Origin of the sequence: Mycobacterium sp. SMC-21, assembly GCF_045310825.1 — a bacterium.
Lineage (GTDB): Bacteria > Actinomycetota > Actinomycetes > Mycobacteriales > Mycobacteriaceae > Mycobacterium.
In genome coordinates, this window is record NZ_JBJIAO010000010.1 from 60,407 (window position 1) to 78,662 (window position 18,256).

The following is an 18,256-nucleotide window of genomic DNA, read 5'->3' on the forward strand; positions in this document are numbered from 1 at the left end:
CGTCTGCGGACTACGCGCTGCCGGTGTCGGCGTACGACACCTCGGCGGCCGAGACGTCGTCGATCCGGTACTGCTTGGCCGCCGCGACGGCCACCGACGGGTCGATCTCGCCGTCGCGGGCCAGGGCCTCCAGCACCGCCACCACCACCGACTCGGCGTCGGTGTTGAAGTAACGCCGGGCCGCCGGGCGGGTGTCGGAGAAGCCGAACCCGTCGGTGCCGAGCGTGACGTAGGTGTTCGGCACCCACGGCCGGATCTGCTCGGGCACCGCGCGCATCCAGTCGGACACCGCGACCACGGGGCCCGCGGTCTTCGCGAGCTGGGCGGTCACGTACGGGACGCCGGCCTGCTGGTCGGGGTGGCGCAGCGCCTGCCGGTCGATGGCCACGCCGTCGCGGTTCAGCTCACCCCAGCTCGTCACCGACCACACGTCGGCCGCCACATCCCAGTCGGCGGCCAGGATGTCGGCCGCCCGCAGCGCGTCGGGCATCGAGACGCCCGACGCCAGGATCTGCGCCGTGCTGGAGCGCTTCTCCGTCGCGGCGCGGAACCGGTACATGCCGCGCAGTACGCCCTCGGGGTCGAAGTTCTCGGGCTCGGCCGGCTGGACGTACGGCTCGTTGTAGATGGTGATGTAGAAGTAGACGTTCTCGGGGTTGTCGCCGTACATGCGCTCGAGGCCGCTCTCGATGATGTACGCGATCTCGTAGGCGAACGCCGGGTCGTAGGCCACCACCGCGGGGTTGGTCGAGGCCAGCAGCAGCGAGTGACCGTCCGCGTGCTGCAGGCCCTCACCGGTGAGCGTGGTGCGCCCGGCTGTCGCGCCCAGCACGAAGCCGCGGCCCATCTGGTCGGCGGCCGCCCAGAAGCCGTCGCCGGTGCGCTGGAACCCGAACATCGAATAGAAGATGTAGATGGGGATCATCGGCAGGTCGTGCGTGGCGTACGACGTCGACACCGCGGTGAACGACGCCGTCGACCCGGCCTCGTTGATGCCCTCGTGCAGAATCTGGCCGACTTCGGATTCCTTGTACGCCAACATCAGATCCGCATCCACGGCGGTGTAGAGCTGGCCGTTGCGGTTGTAGATCTTCAGGCTCGGGAACCACGAGTCCATACCGAACGTGCGGGCCTCGTCGGGGATAATCGGGACGATGCGCGGCCCGATGTTCTTGTCCCGCAACAGTTCTTTGAAGGTTCGCACCGTCGCCATCGTGGTGGCGACGGCCTGGTTGCCCGAGCCCTTCTTGAGCGACTTGTAGACGTCGCGGCCCGGCAACTGCAGCGGCTTGGACTTGGTGCGCCGCTCCGGCAGGAAGCCGCCGAGCGCCCGGCGCCGGTCGAGCATGTACCGGATTTCCGGCGACTCGGAGCCCGGGTGGTAGTAGGGCGGCAGGTACGGGTTCTCCTCGAGCTGGGCGTCGGTGATCGGCACCCGCGTCGCGTCGCGGAACTTCTTGAGGTCGTCGAGCGCCAGCTTCTTCATCTGGTGCGTCGCGTTGCGGCCCTCGAAGTGGCTGCCCAGCGTGTAGCCCTTGATGGTCTTGGCGAGGATGACGGTCGGCTGGCCCTTGTGCTCCATGGCCGCGCGGTAGGCGGCGTACAGCTTGCGGTAGTCGTGGCCGCCGCGCTTGAGGTTCCAGATCTCCTGGTCGGTCATCGGGTCGACCAGCGCCTTGGTGCGGGGGTCGCGGCCGAAGAAGTGGTCGCGGACGTACGCGCCGTCGTTGGCCTTGTAGGTCTGGTAGTCACCGTCGGGCGTGACGTTCATCAGGTTCACCAGCGCGCCGTCCTTGTCGGCGTGCAGCAGGGCGTCCCACTCGCGGCCCCACACCACCTTGATGACGTTCCAGCCGGCGCCGCGGAAGAACGACTCCAGCTCCTGGATGATCTTGCCGTTGCCGCGGACCGGGCCGTCGAGGCGCTGCAGGTTGCAGTTGACGACGAACGTCAGGTTGTCGAGCGCCTCGTTGGCTGCGACCTGGATCAGGCCGCGGCTCTCGGGCTCGTCCATCTCGCCGTCGCCGAGGAAGGCCCACACGTGCTGATCGCTGGTGTCCTTGAGCCCGCGGTCGTGCAGGTAGTGGTTGAAGCGGGCCTGGTAGATGGCGTTCATCGGGCCCAAACCCATTGACACCGTGGGGAATTCCCAGAAATCGGGCATCAGGCGGGGGTGCGGGTACGACGGCAGGCCGCCGCCGAGGCCGGCATGCGAGTGCTCCTGGCGGAAGCCGTCCAGCCGGTGTTCGTCGATGCGGCCCTCGAGGAAGGCGCGGGCGTAGATGCCGGGGGAGGCGTGGCCCTGGATGAAGATCTGGTCGCCACCGCCCGGGTGGTTCTTGCCGCGGAAGAAGTGGTTGAAGCCGACCTCGTACAGCGAAGCCGACGACGCATACGTCGAAATGTGGCCGCCCACACCGACTCCCGGCCGCTGTGCGCGGTGCACCATGATGGCGGCGTTCCAGCGGATCCAGCGGCGGAAGCGGCGCTCGACCTCTTCGTCACCGGGGAACCACGGCTCCAGATCGGTGGGGATGGTGTTGACGTAGTCGGTGGACGTCAGCGCGGGGATGGACACGCGCATCTCCCGCGAGCGCTCCAACAGCCGAAGCATCAGATACCGGGCACGTGCGGGCCCGGACCGAGCCAACAGGTCGTCGAACGATTCCAGCCATTCGGCGGTCTCGTCCGGGTCGATGTCGGGAAGATACGACGCGACGCCATCACGGATCACCCGAACCCGGTCCGGTTCGGCTGAGGTACTGGAGTTTTGAGCCAGGTCTTGGCGCACGAACTCAGTGGTCAACTGCCACTCCTTGGTATGCGATTTTGGGGATGCTTTTGGCACTGCCCATGGTCCCCCCATCGTTCCGCAGATTAGGCGTTGGGGTGGGCTACCGGCGAGTACGCGTTCGGATGCCTGTGATTGCCGCATCGACCCTGTACGGTCAGCTGATGATGACCAGCGCGGCTAGTGTGTCGCGGCTTCGCGCAGCCGCTTTGGTATCCGGGGCCCTGGCGATGGTCGGGATGATGATCGTCGGCTGCAGCAAGTCCGTCGAAGGCAGCTCCACGGTCGACCAGCCCGGCGCGGCGGCGTACCGCACCTCGGTGTCGCTGTCCGCGGCAGCGTCGGCCAGTTCCAGTTCGTCGAGCGCTTCCGCAGCGGCGACCGAGGCCGCGTGCCAGACGTTCGTCGACACCGGCAAACCGGCGATGCAGGCGGTCAACGCCTACGTCGACGCCGAGAACGCCGGTGGCACCGACGCCGCCAAGCTGCAGGCCGCGGTCGACGCACTGCACCACGCCGCGGACGCGGTGACCAAGAGCGCCACGACGGTGCAGTCCGACACCCTCAAGGCGGCGCTCGCCGGCTGGTCGGCGGCGGCCCAGGCGCTGGCGACGGCGATCAGCACGAACGCGTCGACCTCCGATTTCAATGCGGCGGTCGACTCGTTCAACAACGCCAAGTCGGCCACCGAGACCGCATGCGGGTAACACGTGCGCTGATCTTGTCGATCAAAGATGTGTCTTGCGTCGAATGAATCGTCGTCGCGTGCGACTATTGGGTTCCACACACACGGGCTGCAAACAAGCAGGTTAGAGGAGGACACCGGTGGCCGCGGCGGACGCGCCGAACTACGCCCAGAGACTGGGCATTCACAAAGATCAGATCGTCCAGGAGCTGGGTTGGGACGAGGACACCGACGACGACATCCGCGCTGACATCGAAGATGCGTGCGGCGGAGAGCTTCTCGACGAGGATTCGGACGAAGTCGTGGACGTCGTGCTGCTGTGGTGGCGCGATGACGACGGCGACCTGGTGGACCGTCTGATGGACGCCATCACCCCGCTGGCCGACGACGGCGTGATCTGGGTGGCCACCCCGAAGACCGGCAAGAACGGCCACGTCCAGCCTGCCGAGATCGCCGAGTCGGCGCCTACCGCAGGGCTCGTCGTCACCTCGTCGGCCAACCTCGGGGACTGGATCGCCAGCCGCCTGGTGCAGCCCAAGTCGAAGGCCGCGGGCCGGCACTAGTGGTGGTCGGTGCCCTGGCGCCGCGGTCTCGTAGGTCTGACGTGCCCGGCTCTGTGCGATGTTCGTGGGCCACCGTCTGTTTGTGGGCCGCTGTCTGTTTGTGGGCCACTGTCGCCGCGAGTGCAACCACACGGCGGAAAAGCGGCCTGATTTCCGCCACCACGTTGCATTCGCGGGTTGAGTCATGATCGAGGTCGGGTCCGTCGCGCCGGACTTCACTCTCAAAGACCAGCACGGTCGCGCCGTGACGCTGTCGGCGCTGCGCGGCCGGAATGTGCTGCTGGTGTTCTTCCCACTGGCGTTCACCCCGGTGTGTGCGGGGGAGCTCGGCGAGATTCAGGAAAACCTGGCCCGGTACCGCAATGATTCGGTGGAAACGCTGACCATCTCGGTCGGGCCGCCGGCCACTCACAAGGTGTGGGCGCGGGAATCGGGCTTCGAGTTCCCGATCCTGTGCGACTTCTGGCCGCACGGCGCGGTGTCCCAGCTGTACGGGGTTTTCAACGAGGTTTCGGGCTACCCGGACCGGGGCACATTCCTGGTCGACCGGGAGGGCATCGTGCGGTTCGCGGAGTGCACATCGCCCGGCGAGGCGCGGGACCAGCAGGTCTGGGTCGACGCCCTGGCGGCCTTGGACTGATTTTCCCTGACCCGCCATCGGCGTGTAGCGTGCCCGGGGCGGGGCGCGTAGCTCAGTGGTAGAGCTCTGGTTTTACACACCAGCGGTCGGCGGTTCGATACCGTCCGCGCCCACCAACTTTCCCCAGGTAGCGGCTTACTAGTCGACCGGGCTCATGTCGTCGGCACTCCACCGCACCGCGGTGACGGCAGGTGCCTTGATGACATCGGCGAGGGCCGCTTCGATGCGGTGGTCGTCTCGCTCGTCGGCGATGACGGTGGCCGTGATGCGGACTCCTTCGTCATCGGGTAAGTCGACGGCAGAGATGGAGCGCACCGTCAGGTTGGGGTGCGAGATGGCGTCGAAGATGAGGCTCCGGATGTGGAGTTCGGCGCTCGTCGCGCACCGCACCTCGAACCGGTATTCGGCGGAGGACTCTTCGGCGCCCGGGCGGCGGTGACGGTCCAGCGTGCGCCCGACCGGCCGCAGGAAGATGTTGGCGGCGATGACCGCGCAGCTGCCGATCACCGCGGGCAGCATCAGTCCACCGCCGGCCAGGGCGCCGATGGCGGCGGAGGCCCACAGGGTGGCCGCGGTGTTGAGCCCCGAGATCGTGGCGCCCTGCTGCATGATCACGCCGGCACCGAGGAAGCCGATGCCGGACGCCACCTGGGCGGCAACACGGGTTGGGTCGGCGTGTTCGCCTGCGAAGGTGTAGCCGCCCATGATCACGAACAGCGCGGAGCCGAGGCTCACCAGCGCGGTGGTGCGCAACCCGGCGTTGCGGGACCGCCACTGGCGTTCCAGCCCGATCGCTGCGCCGAGGCCCAGGCCGGCGCCGATCCGCAGCGCGATATCCAGTGTGTCGATCACCTTGTGCTCCTGTTGCTTTCGTGCGCCGGGGCGCGCTCTCGGCGCGTCCACGGCTGCGACGGCAGTAGGGGCGGATGATAGGGACGGTGTGCGAACTCAAGGTGAACGGCGGCCGACCCGCCGTTCACCTTGAGGCGCGGATATCGTTGAACCAGTGCGGATTTCGCGTTGCTGAGGTCCGCTGTGAGTTACCTCCCGATGTGCTGGGCGTCAGGCGGCGGCCTGCGACGTCGCCGCGGCCTTCTTGCCCTGGGTCTTCTTGCCGAACTTGGACTTCGGCTTCTTCGGGGCGGTCTGCTTCTCGGCCTTACTGCCGGTGTCCGACGTTCCAGCGCCGGCGTTCGTGTCGGTTGCCGCTCCGGTGGTGTCGGGTTTGGTGTCGGGTTTGGTACCGGAGTCGGTGTCGTGCTTCGTCGTCGAGACGGTGTCGGGTGTCGTTGAATCCTTGGGATCCGTCGGGTCTTTGGTGTCCTTGGGGTCGGTCACCGTTGGCTTGGCCGCTGTCGGCGCAAGCTTGATCGTGGGCTTGACCTTGGTGGTGGTGATCTTCGGTATTGCGGTGGCCTCGACGCCGGCTGCCGCCGTGGGCGTGGTCGTGTCGACCGCCGCGATTGCCGCGGGCTTGGTCGCGAGCGCGTTGGCGATGGTGTTCTGCGCGAAGGCGATTCCGTCGATGACGTTGGCGGCGCCGGTCTTGAGGCCCTGGACGACGAGTTTGGCGCCGTCGACGACGGCTGTGACGAGATTGCCGATGTTGATGGGCAGTAGCGCCGCCACGACGTTCTGAGTGGCGATGATGGCCGAGGTCGCGAAAGCGTTGAATCCGCCGAGCAGACCGGTGCCGAGACCAATCAGCGCTACCGGGACTGCTTGCACCAACGCCTGGTCCACGGCCAGCACGCGTTGGTCGCGCGCGATCATGGACACCAGAATCGGTCCGCCGATGACGGTCACCGCGCCGATGACGCCGGCTTCGACGGTGCCGAGCGCGCCGACGAAGTCGCGGGCCAGAACCTGCTGCGCGACGGTGGTCACGAGTCCCGGGATGGCGGCGATGGTCTGCCCGACGCCCTGGCCTGCTTTGACCAGGCCCGCGCTGATTGTCACGAAGTCGGTGATCTGGTTGGCGACCCACTGCTTGAACGCGGGGAATTCCAGGATGTCGGCGATGGTGGCGGTCAGCTGGATGTCGGGTACCTGGATGTGCGGCACCTGGACGCTGTGGACGATCGGTGCCGGCAGGGCCCTCAATGCTGGTGGCGGGGGAGCGGAGACGATGACGCCCGCGGCCATGACAGCGGCGGCGGTGGGCAGGCTCAGACGGGCGGTGAGTGTATGCATGTGAAAGCTCCTGACCGAGAGTGGAACTCAAGCAATATTGACGGTATCGACAAAATTGTCTCGGTGCTGGGCAATCGCAATGTTCGTGCCGGGATCCGGCCGCGCTCAGTGCTGCGGGCGGTGCTCGTCGGGGTGGAAGCTGCCGGGTGCCATTTTCGGGGCCTCGGGTTCGGCCGACAGGGTGCGGCGCAGGCGCTGGCCCAGTTCGTGGTTCTGCACGGGCTTGCCGACGTGCGGAGCGAGCGCGCGGGCAACGGCCTGTAGTGCGGGCTCGCGGGGCGGGATGGGATAGAAGTGGTCGCCGATGACCAGCCAGCCGTTGCCGCCGGAGGCGGCGCCACCAATCAGCTTGCCGACCAGATCCGGCAGGTGGAGGTCCGCGGGCGTGACGTGCAACTGGGCGATCACCGACACCGTGTTGGCATGTCGGTTGGTGACGTAGATCCGTGATCCGTCGGGCGAAACAGCAACGGCCCCTGCGTAACTCCCGATGCTGACCGTGTCGGTCACGGTCATGGTGGTGGTGTCGATCCGGTTGACGTCGCCCGTCTGCTGGGTGGCGTAGACCGCCGAGCCGTCGGGCGCGACGGCGATGTCGCTGAGTTCCTTGCCGAGCGGGAAGGTGACGCCGCCGATGATCGCACCGGTGGCGGCGTCCACCGCGGTCACCGAGCAGGTGGTGACGCCGAACTCAACCGCGCCCATCACGTAGATGCGACTGTTGTCGGGGCTGACGACGAGTCCGGAGACCGGCTTGCCGACGGAGATGGTGCTGACGACGCTGTGGCTGGTGGTGTCGAGGACAGCTAGCGTGTCCGCGCCGTAGCCCGCCACATAGAGTCGGGCGCCATTGGGGCTGACGGCCACATAGTAGGCGTCATCGACCTTGATGGTTCCGGCCACAGAATTGGTGGTGGCGTCGATCAACATGATCTTCGGGTCGGCAGTGCCGTTGATGTCCCCGCCCGACGCGAGGTAGATCGTCGAGCCGTCGGGGTGAATGGCCACGTTGCCGGCCCAGCCGGATGGAACCACGGCCACAACCGATTTGGTGTTGATGTCCATCACGGACAGCCCGCCGAAGTTGTTGCAGTACAGCCGCGTGCCGTCCGGGTGCACGACCAATTGCTGCGCGCCCGGCAAGCCGACGCCGGGTCCGATGGCATCGACCACGGTGTTGGTCGCGGTGGCGATCACGGAGACCGTCGGACTACTGCTGTTCCCGACGTAGATCCGGTCGCCGCCCGGACTCGCCACCGCCGCCGTCGGCCCGCCACTCTCCGGGATCGTGGCGATGACTGCGAGCATGGCGAAAGCTCTCTTGGATTAAAGGGATTCGATGACCCGCGTCGCGGTGGGCAGGTCGACCCCGGCCTCATCGCGGTAGGCCTTGACGGCCGCGATCTTGTTGCCTGACGCCAGTAGTTCGAGCACGCGGTTCGACACCTGGGTTTGCGCCATCGACCGCACATCGGGCAGCGGGATCCCGGTCTGCGCATAGAGATGTCGTACCAATTGCTCCAGCGCGCCGAGCCGCTCGTAGACATCGTTGGTCGTCACGTCGCCAGTGTGGCACCTATGCGCCGGCTGTGGGCCGAAAGCGCCATCAAGTCTGGGCGGACTCCGGCCCGCGGCAGGCTGTGTGATCATCCGGCTGCGCCGGCCTCAGCAGCCCATTCCTGGGTGACGCGCTGTTTCTGCTCGGCGACAACCTGGCTCAGATGCGCGGCTTTGGGCCATCCGCAGTGCGCGGCGAAGTGCATTATCAGTTCGTCCATCTCATCGAACGACACGTCGCGGCTCTTCAAGGCGGCGTAGACGTGGCTGACGATCGGGAACGGTGCGTCCTGGAACGCCACACAGGCCACGGTGATCAGCCGCCGTTCCTTTCTCGCCAACCCGGGTCGCAGCCACATTTCGCCGAACACGAAGTTGAGGATGCCGGCGCCTTGGAACGGGTTGTCCTGGTCGGGCGCGAACGGCAGGCAGTTGATGTCCTTGAAGCACGCCGCGCCGACGGCCAGCCGTTCGTCGGGGTCGCTGGGCGTGGAGAGGGGCAACAGCGGTTCGGGATCGGGGACCGGTAGGCCGCGCTCCTGATGGATTCGATTCCACTCCTGGTCGACGATCATGTTGAAGCGCGAAGCCTTCGGCCAGCCCGCGTACACGGCGAAATGCAAGACGGTTTCCCGGATCTCGACGATCGTGATGTCACCACTGTTCAGGGCGGCGTACACATGGGCGCGTAACGGGTCCTCGGCATCGGCGTCCGCGACGCAGGGGAGGGTGATGAAGCGGCGCTCGCGCCGGGTGAGCCCCGGGCGCTGCCACACGTCGCCGAAGACGACATCCAGCAGGTGGTCGTCCACCGGTGTGGATCCGGGCGGCGCGGCGACCGTCATGACATCGGCGTACGCCGACCTGCCGCGTTCGGTGCGTTCGGTACCGAGTCCTGTCATGGTCGTCCCTTCTGGCTCACCGCAGCGTGACGCCGGCATCGACTTTGAGTTCCAGGCCGGTGACGTATCGGGATTCGTCGGACATCAGGTACAGCACGGCGTTGCTGATATCGATGGCCTCGGCCATGACGACCGGCAGGGCATTGGCGAAAAGGGGCGCCAGGTCAGGCCGCGTCTCCCGGATCAGGCCGTGCAGGGAGGCCGGCTGCATTCCGGTCGGCACCCCGGTGGGATGCACCGTGTTCACGCGAACACCCTGCGCGGCAAGCTCATTGGCCAGGCTCTTGCTGAGACCCACGATCCCGTGTTTGGACGCCGTGTAGGGCAGGTGCAGCGGGGTGCCCTTGGTGCCGGCAGCAGAGCTGATGTTGACGAGGCTGCCGCCGTGGTCGATCAGGTGGGGCAGCGCGGCTCTGCACGTGTTCCAGGTGCCGAACAGGTTCACATCGACCACGGCGTGCCATTGTTCGGTCGTGGTGGTGTCCCAGGTTCCCGCGGTGAGCACACCGGCATTGGCGACGGCGCCGTCGAGACCGCCGAGCTGTCGGACGCCGTCGTCGACTGCGGCCCGCAACGCGTCGGCATCGCGAACGTCGACGACGTACGTCGCGGCGCGGCCCCCGTATTCCCGGACGAGGCCGGCGGTTTCCTCGAGGTCCTCGCGAGTGGCCAGCGGATACTCGAGGACCGAGAGGGACTCACAGATGTCCACGAGGATCAGGTCGGCACCCTCCTCGGCCAGGCGCACGGCGTGGCTTCGGCCCATCCCGCGGGCCGCGCCCGTGATCAGGATCTTCTTGCCGGCGACTCGTCCGGTGACAGTGTTCATAGCTTGTTGCAGAAGCCGGCGTCGACCGGAAGCGTGACTCCGGTGATGTACTGCGCGGCATCGGAGGCCAGGAAGGCGACGGCATGGCTGATGTCTTCTGGTTCGAGCAACCCGACCGGCATGGGGTTCTGCAGGTGCGGGCCGCCACCGGGATAGTTCTCGAGGAACGCCGTCATGGCCGGATTGACCGCCATCATGGTGTTGACGGCCGTCGGGTGCACGCTGTTCACCCGGATGCTCTGTGGGGCAAGCGCATTGGCCAGTGTCCGCATCAGCCCGACGATGCCGTGCTTGGATGCCGCATAGCCCAGACCGCCGGCCTGCGCACCGCCGAAGCCCTTCAACCCGGCAGTGGAGCTCGTGAAGATGATGGACCCGCCGCGCCCGCCGGCGACGATGTGCGGGATCGCCGCCTTGGCGGTGTGCAGGGCGCCCGTCAGATTGACGTCGATGACGTCGGTCCACATCTCGAGTTCTTCTTCGATGGTCAGTTCACGGAACGCCATCGTGGCGATACCGGCGTTCGCGCAGACGATGTCGAGGCGGCCGAATTGCTCGACGCCGGTGTCCAGCGCTGACTTGAGTCCGGCGAAATCACGGACGTCGGCGACCGCGGCGACGATCTTGCCGCCCACCGATTCGACGAGTTCCGCGGTTTCGTCGAGTTCGGCACGGCTGGCCATGGGGTAGCCGTTCGATGCGATGTCGGCGCAGATGTCCACGGCGATGATGCCCGCACCTTCTCTGGCGAGATGTACGGCGTGGCTACGCCCTTGTCCGCGGGCCGCTCCGGTGATGAAAGCGACCTTCCCGTCCAACGATCCCATCTGAACTCCTTGCCGTGTACTCAAAGTTGGGCGTAAACCGTCTTGGTCTTCAGGAAGCTCTCGATCCCGTCGCGTCCCCATTCGTGGCCCCAGCCGGACTGCTTGTAGCCGCCGAAGGGCATCGAATGGTCGAACACCATCTGGCAGTTCAGCGTGACGGTGCCGGCGTCGAGACGTTTGGCGAGCCGGTGTGCGCGGCCGATGTCCTTGGTCCAGGCGGTCGCCGCCAGTCCGTACTCGGAATTGTTGGCGAGGGCCACGACCTCGTCGTCGTCATCGAACGGCAGGACCGCGACGACCGGCCCGAAGATCTCCTGCTGGTACAGCCGGATGGTGGGAGCGACATCGGTGAGAACCGTTGGATGTACGAAGAATCCACTGCGCTCGAGCCGGTTTCCTCCGGTGACCACCTCGACCCCGTCGCGGCGGCCGCCTTCGATGAAGCCCAGCACCTGGTCGAGTTGTTTGGCGCTGATGATCGGGCCGATCAGGACGTCGTCCTCGGTCGGGGCGCCAAGCTTGACCGAGTTCGCGATGGTGGCGACGCCCTCGACCACCTTCTCGTACACGCTGCGCTGGGCGAAGATTCGCGATCCGCTGATGCAGCCCTGCCCGGAATGGATGAAGATGCCCATCGCCGCCATCGTGATCGCGGTATCCAGGTCGGCGTCGTCGTAGATCAAAACCGGTGACTTGCCGCCCAATTCGAGCGCCACCCGCTTGAGGTTGCCGCTGCCGGCGGCCTGCACGATCTGCTTGCCTACTTCGGTGGAGCCGGTGAAGGCCACCTTGTCGACGCCGGGATGCGCGGTGATCGCCGCACCGACCGTGTGGCCGTATCCGGTGACGAGGTTGACGACGCCGTCCGGCACACCGGCCTCGGCCAGGATCCGCTCCAGCAGCAGGGCCGAAAGCGGGGTCTCCTCAGCAGGTTTGACGATACAGCTGCATCCGGCGGCCAATGCGGGCGCGAGCTTGGTGCACGCGTTGAACACCGGCCCGTTCCACGGGAAGATCAGTCCGACGACGCCGTATGGCTCCTTGAGCGTGTAGGCGTGCATCGTGGTGAACGCGCCGGTGATGCCGCCGGTCTGCTGCACGTCGTGGGCGATGCCGTTGACCTTCGTGCACCAGCCCCCGTAGTAGCGGAACGATTCGGCGCACGTCGACATGATCATGTGCGCCTGGAAATAGGGCATTCCGGTGTTCAGGGAATCGATCTGGGCCAGTTCGCCGGCGTGCTGGTCGATCAGATCGGCCACCCGCCACAGCACTTTGGCCCGCTCGCTGCCCGGCAGTCCGCTCCACACCCCGGACGTGAAACTCTCTCGCGCACGGGTCACGGCGGCGTCGACGGCCTCGGCGCCGCCGTCCCGGAACTCGGCGATCACCTCCTCGGTGGCGGGGTTGATGATCGCGATGGTGTCTCCGTTGCCCGGCCGATTCGCGATGTCGTCCAGGACCGACTGCACCGTCACTGCCGCACCTCGGTGAACTCGATGTGCAACTCGGTGAGGCCGCGCAGCAGGAACGTCGGCTCGTAGCCGTAGGCGCGGTGGCCCGGGGCGCCGTGCTTGGCCTCGCTGATCCGGATGTCGCGTGTCCGGTCGAGCAGGCGGTTGATGGTGACGCGGCCCTCGACCCGGGCCAGCGGAGCGCCGGCGCACGTGTGGATACCGCGGCCGAAGGCAATGTGCTCGCGGACGTTCTTGCGATCGAGGCGGAACTCGTTGGGATTCTCGAATTTTCGGGGATCCCGATTGGCCGCACCGAGACACAGCATCAGCACCGTGCCGGCCTTGATCGGCACGCCGCCCAGGGTGGTGGACTTGCGGCAGAGGCGGAAGTCCACCTTGGTGGGGCTCTCGATGCGTAGTGCTTCCTCGATGAAAGGGGAGATCAGGTCGCGGTTCTCCCGCAGGTGGTGCTGGAGCTCCGGCCGGTCGCCGAGCACCTTGACCGCGGAGCTGAGCAGCTTCGTGACGGTCTCCTGTCCGGCGGCGAACAGGAACGTCGCCGGGCGCACCACCTCCAGCAGCGGCGGGACGGAGCCGTCGGGGTAGGTGGCGGTGGCCAGCCCGGTCAGCACGTCCTCGCGGGGGTTCTCGCGCCGGTCGGCGATGTACCCACTGAACAGATCGTCAAGGTACTGAAGGGGATTGGAGCCGACGGGTTCGTGGTCCAGCGCGCCGACGCGCGAGCCCGGGGCGTTGCCGGCCCCCAGGTTGCGCCGGATCTCGGGGCGGTCTTCCTCGGGCACGCCGAGCAGATCCGCTATCGCCAGCGTCGCGAAGGGCTTGCCGTACTCACCGAGGAACTCGCACCGGCCTTCTGGGGAGCCGGGGACGATGAATTCATCCATTTGCCGGTCGGCGAGGCTCCAGAGGTAGTCCGAGTTCTCCTGCAGACGGCGCGGTGTCAGCAGCCGGCTCAGCAGGGACCGGGCGTTCTCGTGCTGGGGCGGGTCCATCACCACCATGTGTTCGAAGATCGGGAACTCGTGCCGGTGTGCCTCGATGAGCTCGCTGATGTCGTCGCCGTCCGGCGTGAACGGCAGCGGCGGGAATGGACCGCCGATGGCGTTGACCGCCGAGAACGAATCGACATCTTTGAACGCCGCCTGGACTTCCTGATACCCCGTCACCGCGAGCACGCCGTAGTGCGGTTCGCGCACGACGGGTCCCTGCTGGCGCAGCTGCTCCCAGTAGGCGTACGGGTCCTGGGCGATCTCGGGGTTCGTGAAGTAGTCGACGTCGGCGATGTCGGTCACGGTGGACTTGGGCTGCATGACAGCAACTCCTGATCGATCGATCAAAATGTTAGACTGCCGTATGCCTATCACGCGCCGCGACGGCCGGTCAAGCATTTCGGGGCGGACTCGTCGATGACTCAGGGGCGCAAAGCGAAGGCTGATGACGGCGGTGCCCGGCAGCGTCTGATCGAGGCGACGGTGCAGATCATGCACGACGAGGGGTACGCCGCGGCGACCTCGCGGCGGGTCGCCGCGCTGGCCGGCGTCAAGCAGGCGCTGGTCTATTACTACTTTCCGACCATGGACGACCTGTTCGTCGAGGCCTTGCGCGCCGGCGGGGAAGTGGCACTGGAACGGCTGCGCGAGGTGCTGCTCGACGAGGACCCGCTGCGGGCGTTGTGGCGCATCAACAGCGATCCCCGGCAGACGGTTCTCAGCACCGAATTCATGGCATTGGCCAACCACCGCAAGGCCGTTGGCGCCGAATTGAAGGCGTACTCGGAGCGGGTGCGCGATATCGAAACCGCGGCGGTGACCCTGGTCCTGCGGGCCGGCGGCGTGGATCTCAACGCGTACCCGCCGGTGGTGATCTCGATGATCGTCGCCCAGATCGCGCGCAGTGTCGGCAACGAGGCCGCAGTGGGTGTGACGCGCGGCCACGAGGAGCTGCGCGACTTCATCGACCGGCAGATCGAGCTGCTGACGAAGTCCGCGGAAGTCGTGCGCGACTGACCTTCGGTCGGGTGGGCCGGCGCGCCCAGTCTTTCGCTGACTTCGGCGACGGTCGCCGGCGTCTTCCCAACTCGTCATTGACAGCGCGGTGCGGCCGTGCCATGGTTCCTGATCGATCGACAAATTTCTGAGTCGATGAGCCGAACCGCCCGTTCTGCGGCGGCGGCGACAATCAGACAGCGAGGTGGACTCATGGCGGGACGGGTAGAGGGCAAGGTCGCATTCATCACCGGAGCGGCCCGCGGCCAGGGCCGTAGTCACGCCGTGCGGCTCGCCGAAGAAGGCGCCGACATCATCGCCATTGACATCTGCGGCCCGGTCAGCAGCAACCCGCAGATCGCCCCGGCGACCCGCGACGATCTCGCCGAGACGGCGGACCTGGTCAAGCAGCTGAACCGGCGCGTCGTCACCGCCGAGGTCGACGTGCGCGACTACGCCGCGGTGAAGGCCGCCGTCGACAACGGCGTCGAACAGCTCGGCCGGCTGGACATCATCTGCGCCAATGCCGGCATCGGCAATGGCGGCCAGACGCTGGACCACACCAGCGAAGAAGACTGGAACGACATGATCGACGTCAACCTGTCGGGCGTCTGGAAGTCGGTGAAAGCCGCAGTGCCGCATCTGATCTCGCAGGGCGGTGGCTCGATCATCCTGACGAGCTCGGTGGGCGGCCTCAAGGCCTATCCGCACACGGGCCACTACATCGCCGCCAAGCACGGCGTGGTCGGGCTGATGCGGACCTTCGCCGTGGAACTTGGGCACCACTCGATCCGCGTGAACTCGGTACACCCGACGAACGTGAACACCCCGCTGTTCATGAACGAGGGCACGATGAAGCTGTTCCGGCCCGACCTGGAGAACCCGGGTCCGGACGACATGAGGGTCGTCGCGCAGATGATGCACGTGCTCCCGGTGGGTTGGGTCGAACCGGTCGACATCAGCAACGCCGTGCTGTTCCTGGCGTCGGATGAATCCCGTTATGTGACAGGTCTTCCCATGACCGTCGACGCCGGAAGCATGCTCAAGTAAACCGTTTCGCCACCAACAGAATCGCCAACAACCGAATAGTCATCAACCCAACGGCAACGGAGCCAAAGCCCATGGCCAGTAACAGTTCTCGTGTCAACCCCCTGTTCGCCTCAGTCGCACCCGAGGTGCGAGCGTGCCATCCGTGTCAGAGAGGCGCGAAGATCGGCGGTTACGGCGGCCTGGCCGTCGCGGCCTGGCTGGTCACCGCGGTGGCGACCGGACATGGCGTGGCCGTGGCGGACACCGCCGGCGGATCGGCGAGTTCCGCCACGTCGAGTTCGTCGAGCGCATCGGGTGCGTCGACGTCCTCGAGTTCGCCCGGCGGGACACCGGGTACCGCCGGTGGTACGACGTCGGGGACGACGGGAACCACCGGCACCGGCACGGCGGGGACCGCGGGATCAACCGTTTCGTCGTCCGCATCCGGGCCATCCGCGACACCGGGCTCGACTTCGTCGAGTGCCGAGGTGGGCTCGGGCGTGGTCGTCAGCAACAGCGGCGGTGCCCACACCGGCAGGAGTGAGAAACCCAGACCGGCCAAGCCCAGCACGAGCAGTAAGTCCGCGTCCAAGGCGAGTGCGAGCACCAAGGCCTCGCCCAAGCCGACACGCACCGCGACCACCAGCGCCGACCCGAAGCCCGCCGCGCAGCCGGCAGTGAGTGCCGCCGCAGTCAGTATGAATGTCACCGCCAAGACCACTGCAGTGACAGCGGCGGCCGCGGCGCCCACGAACCAGACGGTGTCCGTCGCCGCGACGACGGTCGCTTCGGCCACCGCCGCGGTACCGGCCGCCGTGGCCGCTCAGGTGGCTTCTCCGGCAACAGGTTTCGTTGGCTTCCTCAACGGTGTCGTGACCAACCTGCTCAATCCGTTCCTCAAGCCGGTGCCCCACACGCCCGAGCCGTTCGCCCCCGCGGTGTGGGCGGTGCTGGCGTGGGTGCGGCGCAACGTGTTCAACCAGGCTCCGACCATCGCGTACAACCCGACCACCACGGTCCAGACCGGGCAGACCGTGACCGGCAATCTCGGCGCCACCGACCCAGAGGGTGACGCCCTGACCTACAAGGTCACGCAGGGGCCGAAGTACGGCACCCTGACCATCGACCAGGCCACCGGCAACTTCACCTACACCCCGAACGACATCAATTACACGGCGGTGCAGACCGATTCGTTCTCGGTGTCGGTGACCGACGGAAAGTTCAACCTGCTGAAGCTGTTCAGCCCGCACAGCGCCAAGGCGGGTATCGACGTGTCGGTGCTCAACCCCGAGGTCGAGCGGGTGATCCTGAACCTCCCCAACACCATTGCCAGCCCGGCCAATCCGCGGTACTCGGCGGACGGCACGTCCATCTTCTTCGCGGGCCAGCCGACGTCCGGGGGCCGCTCGGAGATCTACCAGATCAAGACCGACGGGACCGCGCTGCAATGTGTCACCTGCGGCGTCAGCGTCGGTGAGACCGGCAATCTGGCCAAACCCGTTCCCGTCGACGACGGTTCGGGCCGGGTGCTGGTGCTGGTGAACGTCGCCGGGCAGACGCCGCGGTACTCCATGCTCGAAACCGGAATCACTGGGGCCCAGCTGGTTCCGATCACCACGCCGGCCGGCGGTGGATACGCCATCGACCCACAACGGGAGATGCGGGTGTCGCCCGACGGCACCCACGTGCTGTACACGCGCATCGTGATCGGGCCCAACAACCTGCTGCAGGCCCTGCCGATCGTCGGCACGCTCACCCGGACCGATAGCGGCTACACGGTCACCGATGCCCGCGTGGTCTATCCCACCGGTGAAGGCAAACAGTGGACGCCGGACGGCAAGGGCGTGGTGATCCTCGGCGGGCAGTTCGACGCCGGCAATGTGGACGACATCGAGGTCGACCTCGCCACCGGCAAGGTGACCAGGGTGACGGCCAATCTCGACTACGACGAGGACATGGACTACTCGCCCAATATGCAGTGGATCGCCATCGGCAGCACGCGCGGGCTGAATGCGCTGACGCCGATGACGCGGATCATCCGGCAGAACTTCCTGCCGGTGTACGTCGGTGCACCCGTGTACCTGGAGTGGGCCGACCCGATCAACGTCTCCAACCAGGAATGGATCGTCGCCGTCGGCGATGAGCTCAACCGGGAGAACGGTATTCCGCTGTTCGACACCGGCGACGGATACACCGCCCGCAGCATGCCGAGCTGGAATCCCGATGGCACCGCCGTCACGTTCTGGGAGTCCAGCGTCACCGATCCGACGGTATCCCGCCTGGTCATCGCGAACCTGAAGTACACCACCAGCGTCGGCCCGGTGGCGGCGGACCGGTCGACCCCGAGCTCGGATTCGTGGGCCCCGGCCCTCAGTGGTTACGTCGCCGCCACGACACCGCTGCCGGCCACCGGAACCTATGCGGGCGTCGGTGGTGGCACCGCGGTGGTGACCGAGGCGCCGGACGCAAACGACGCCACGCGGACCGTCCGCACCGTCACCTACACCAATTACGTGAACGAGCTGGGTGAGATTCTCAACGGCACCGAATCGGCCGACTACAACGCCAGCCAGACGACGGTCCACTACCTGGCCGATATCACCGTCACCGGGGCCCACACCGGCTATCTGACGGCGGACGCGAACATCAACGCGTTCCAGCAGTCGCTGACCGGCACCATCACCTCGAGCGTCGACGGTGACGTGCAGTCACTGCCGGACCCGGATGCGGCGCATCAGGCACAGCAGGACGCCTAGCCGCCTTCTGGACTGGGAATG

The 18,256-nt window shown here is 66.8% G+C and carries 17 protein-coding genes and 1 tRNA gene; 7 read left to right on the forward strand and 11 right to left on the reverse strand.

What is annotated here, in order from left to right; translation table 11 throughout:
* Positions 1–10 precede the first annotated feature (10 nt).
* On the reverse strand, positions 11–2,806 hold the full coding sequence (gene aceE / locus ACJH6H_RS12730; RefSeq protein WP_212812162.1) for a pyruvate dehydrogenase (acetyl-transferring), homodimeric type: 2,796 nt from the start codon (positions 2,804–2,806) through the stop codon (positions 11–13).
* Positions 2,807–2,958: 152 nt separating this feature from the next.
* Between aceE and ACJH6H_RS12735 the strand changes: the two genes are divergently transcribed.
* The 4 genes from ACJH6H_RS12735 (at position 2,959) to ACJH6H_RS12750 (ending at position 4,795) form a co-directional block, all read left to right on the forward strand.
* The gene (locus tag ACJH6H_RS12735; RefSeq protein ID WP_212812161.1) at positions 2,959–3,498 is read left to right on the forward strand and encodes a hypothetical protein; all 540 of its coding nucleotides are present in this window, start codon (positions 2,959–2,961) and stop codon (positions 3,496–3,498) included.
* 118 nt (positions 3,499–3,616) lie between these two features.
* Positions 3,617–4,039, forward strand: a complete 423-nt coding sequence (locus ACJH6H_RS12740; RefSeq protein WP_064979978.1) for a DUF3052 domain-containing protein — start codon at positions 3,617–3,619, stop codon at positions 4,037–4,039.
* 184 nt (positions 4,040–4,223) lie between these two features.
* Complete coding sequence (locus tag ACJH6H_RS12745) at positions 4,224–4,679, forward strand: peroxiredoxin (RefSeq protein ID WP_212812160.1); 456 nt, start codon at positions 4,224–4,226, stop codon at positions 4,677–4,679.
* A 41-nt stretch (positions 4,680–4,720) separates the two neighbouring features.
* A tRNA-Val gene (locus ACJH6H_RS12750) sits at positions 4,721–4,795 on the forward strand.
* A gap of 22 nt (positions 4,796–4,817) precedes the next feature.
* On the opposite strand, the gene ACJH6H_RS12755 is transcribed toward ACJH6H_RS12750, so the two are convergent.
* The 9 genes from ACJH6H_RS12755 to ACJH6H_RS12795 all read right to left on the reverse strand — a co-directional run bounded on the left by ACJH6H_RS12755 (position 4,818) and on the right by ACJH6H_RS12795 (position 13,757).
* Positions 4,818–5,528 (reverse strand): MgtC/SapB family protein, encoded by a 711-nt coding sequence (locus tag ACJH6H_RS12755; RefSeq protein ID WP_029105869.1) that lies wholly within the window; start codon positions 5,526–5,528, stop codon positions 4,818–4,820.
* A gap of 213 nt (positions 5,529–5,741) precedes the next feature.
* The gene (locus ACJH6H_RS12760; protein WP_406774979.1) at positions 5,742–6,872 is read right to left on the reverse strand and encodes a hypothetical protein; all 1,131 of its coding nucleotides are present in this window, start codon (positions 6,870–6,872) and stop codon (positions 5,742–5,744) included.
* Between the two features lie 105 nt (positions 6,873–6,977).
* Positions 6,978–8,180: a YncE family protein gene (locus ACJH6H_RS12765; RefSeq protein ID WP_406774980.1), complete on the reverse strand. Its 1,203-nt coding sequence runs from the start codon at positions 8,178–8,180 to the stop codon at positions 6,978–6,980.
* Positions 8,181–8,198: 18 nt separating this feature from the next.
* Positions 8,199–8,432, reverse strand: a complete 234-nt coding sequence (locus ACJH6H_RS12770; RefSeq protein WP_406774981.1) for a hypothetical protein — start codon at positions 8,430–8,432, stop codon at positions 8,199–8,201.
* An 86-nt stretch (positions 8,433–8,518) separates the two neighbouring features.
* A complete protein-coding gene (locus tag ACJH6H_RS12775; protein WP_406774982.1) occupies positions 8,519–9,331 on the reverse strand; it encodes a carboxymuconolactone decarboxylase family protein in 813 nt (270 codons plus the stop codon).
* A gap of 16 nt (positions 9,332–9,347) precedes the next feature.
* The gene (locus ACJH6H_RS12780) at positions 9,348–10,160 is read right to left on the reverse strand and encodes a mycofactocin-coupled SDR family oxidoreductase (RefSeq protein WP_212812155.1); all 813 of its coding nucleotides are present in this window, start codon (positions 10,158–10,160) and stop codon (positions 9,348–9,350) included.
* Positions 10,157–10,987 carry a mycofactocin-coupled SDR family oxidoreductase gene (locus ACJH6H_RS12785; protein ID WP_406774983.1) on the reverse strand — a complete coding sequence of 277 codons (831 nt, stop codon included), beginning with the start codon at positions 10,985–10,987 and terminating at the stop codon, positions 10,157–10,159. The genes ACJH6H_RS12780 and ACJH6H_RS12785 overlap by 4 nt, the downstream gene beginning before the upstream one ends.
* Positions 10,988–11,007: 20 nt before the next feature.
* Entirely contained in the window at positions 11,008–12,465 is a 1,458-nt protein-coding gene (locus ACJH6H_RS12790; RefSeq protein ID WP_212812153.1) for an aldehyde dehydrogenase, read from the reverse strand.
* Positions 12,462–13,757 (reverse strand): cytochrome P450, encoded by a 1,296-nt coding sequence (locus ACJH6H_RS12795; protein WP_212814882.1) that lies wholly within the window; start codon positions 13,755–13,757, stop codon positions 12,462–12,464. Before ACJH6H_RS12795 ends, ACJH6H_RS12790 begins: the two co-directional genes overlap by 4 nt.
* A 114-nt stretch (positions 13,758–13,871) precedes the next feature.
* Between ACJH6H_RS12795 and ACJH6H_RS12800 the strand changes: the two genes are divergently transcribed.
* Together ACJH6H_RS12800 and ACJH6H_RS12805 are read left to right on the forward strand one after the other, a co-directional pair.
* The gene (locus ACJH6H_RS12800; protein WP_244872607.1) at positions 13,872–14,471 is read left to right on the forward strand and encodes a TetR/AcrR family transcriptional regulator; all 600 of its coding nucleotides are present in this window, start codon (positions 13,872–13,874) and stop codon (positions 14,469–14,471) included.
* 192 nt (positions 14,472–14,663) lie between these two features.
* A complete protein-coding gene (locus ACJH6H_RS12805) occupies positions 14,664–15,500 on the forward strand; it encodes a mycofactocin-coupled SDR family oxidoreductase (protein WP_212812152.1) in 837 nt (278 codons plus the stop codon).
* Between the two features lie 169 nt (positions 15,501–15,669).
* Here ACJH6H_RS12805 and ACJH6H_RS12810 read toward each other — a convergent pair whose 3' ends face one another.
* Positions 15,670–16,188: a hypothetical protein gene (locus tag ACJH6H_RS12810; RefSeq protein ID WP_212812151.1), complete on the reverse strand. Its 519-nt coding sequence runs from the start codon at positions 16,186–16,188 to the stop codon at positions 15,670–15,672.
* Between ACJH6H_RS12810 and ACJH6H_RS12815 the strand changes: the two genes are divergently transcribed.
* Positions 16,178–18,235, forward strand: a complete 2,058-nt coding sequence (locus tag ACJH6H_RS12815; RefSeq protein WP_406774984.1) for an Ig-like domain-containing protein — start codon at positions 16,178–16,180, stop codon at positions 18,233–18,235. The two genes, ACJH6H_RS12810 and ACJH6H_RS12815, sit on opposite strands and share 11 nt — an antisense overlap.
* Positions 18,236–18,256 lie beyond the last annotated feature (21 nt).

Excerpts from the sequence above, each read along its gene's own strand:
- ACJH6H_RS12735 (WP_212812161.1), top strand. The coding sequence starts at position 2,959 with ATGACCAGCGCGGCTAGTGTGTCGCGGCTTCGCGCAGCCGCTTTGGTA.
- ACJH6H_RS12745 (WP_212812160.1), top strand. The coding sequence starts at position 4,224 with ATGATCGAGGTCGGGTCCGTCGCGCCGGACTTCACTCTCAAAGACCAG.
- ACJH6H_RS12760 (WP_406774979.1), bottom strand. The coding sequence starts at position 6,872 with ATGCATACACTCACCGCCCGTCTGAGCCTGCCCACCGCCGCCGCTGTC.
- ACJH6H_RS12765 (WP_406774980.1), bottom strand. The coding sequence starts at position 8,180 with ATGCTCGCAGTCATCGCCACGATCCCGGAGAGTGGCGGGCCGACGGCG.
- ACJH6H_RS12775 (WP_406774982.1), bottom strand. The coding sequence starts at position 9,331 with ATGACAGGACTCGGTACCGAACGCACCGAACGCGGCAGGTCGGCGTAC.
- ACJH6H_RS12780 (WP_212812155.1), bottom strand. The coding sequence starts at position 10,160 with ATGAACACTGTCACCGGACGAGTCGCCGGCAAGAAGATCCTGATCACG.
- ACJH6H_RS12785 (WP_406774983.1), bottom strand. The coding sequence starts at position 10,987 with ATGGGATCGTTGGACGGGAAGGTCGCTTTCATCACCGGAGCGGCCCGC.
- ACJH6H_RS12800 (WP_244872607.1), top strand. The coding sequence starts at position 13,872 with ATGACTCAGGGGCGCAAAGCGAAGGCTGATGACGGCGGTGCCCGGCAG.
- ACJH6H_RS12805 (WP_212812152.1), top strand. The coding sequence starts at position 14,664 with ATGGCGGGACGGGTAGAGGGCAAGGTCGCATTCATCACCGGAGCGGCC.
- ACJH6H_RS12815 (WP_406774984.1), top strand. The coding sequence starts at position 16,178 with ATGAATGTCACCGCCAAGACCACTGCAGTGACAGCGGCGGCCGCGGCG.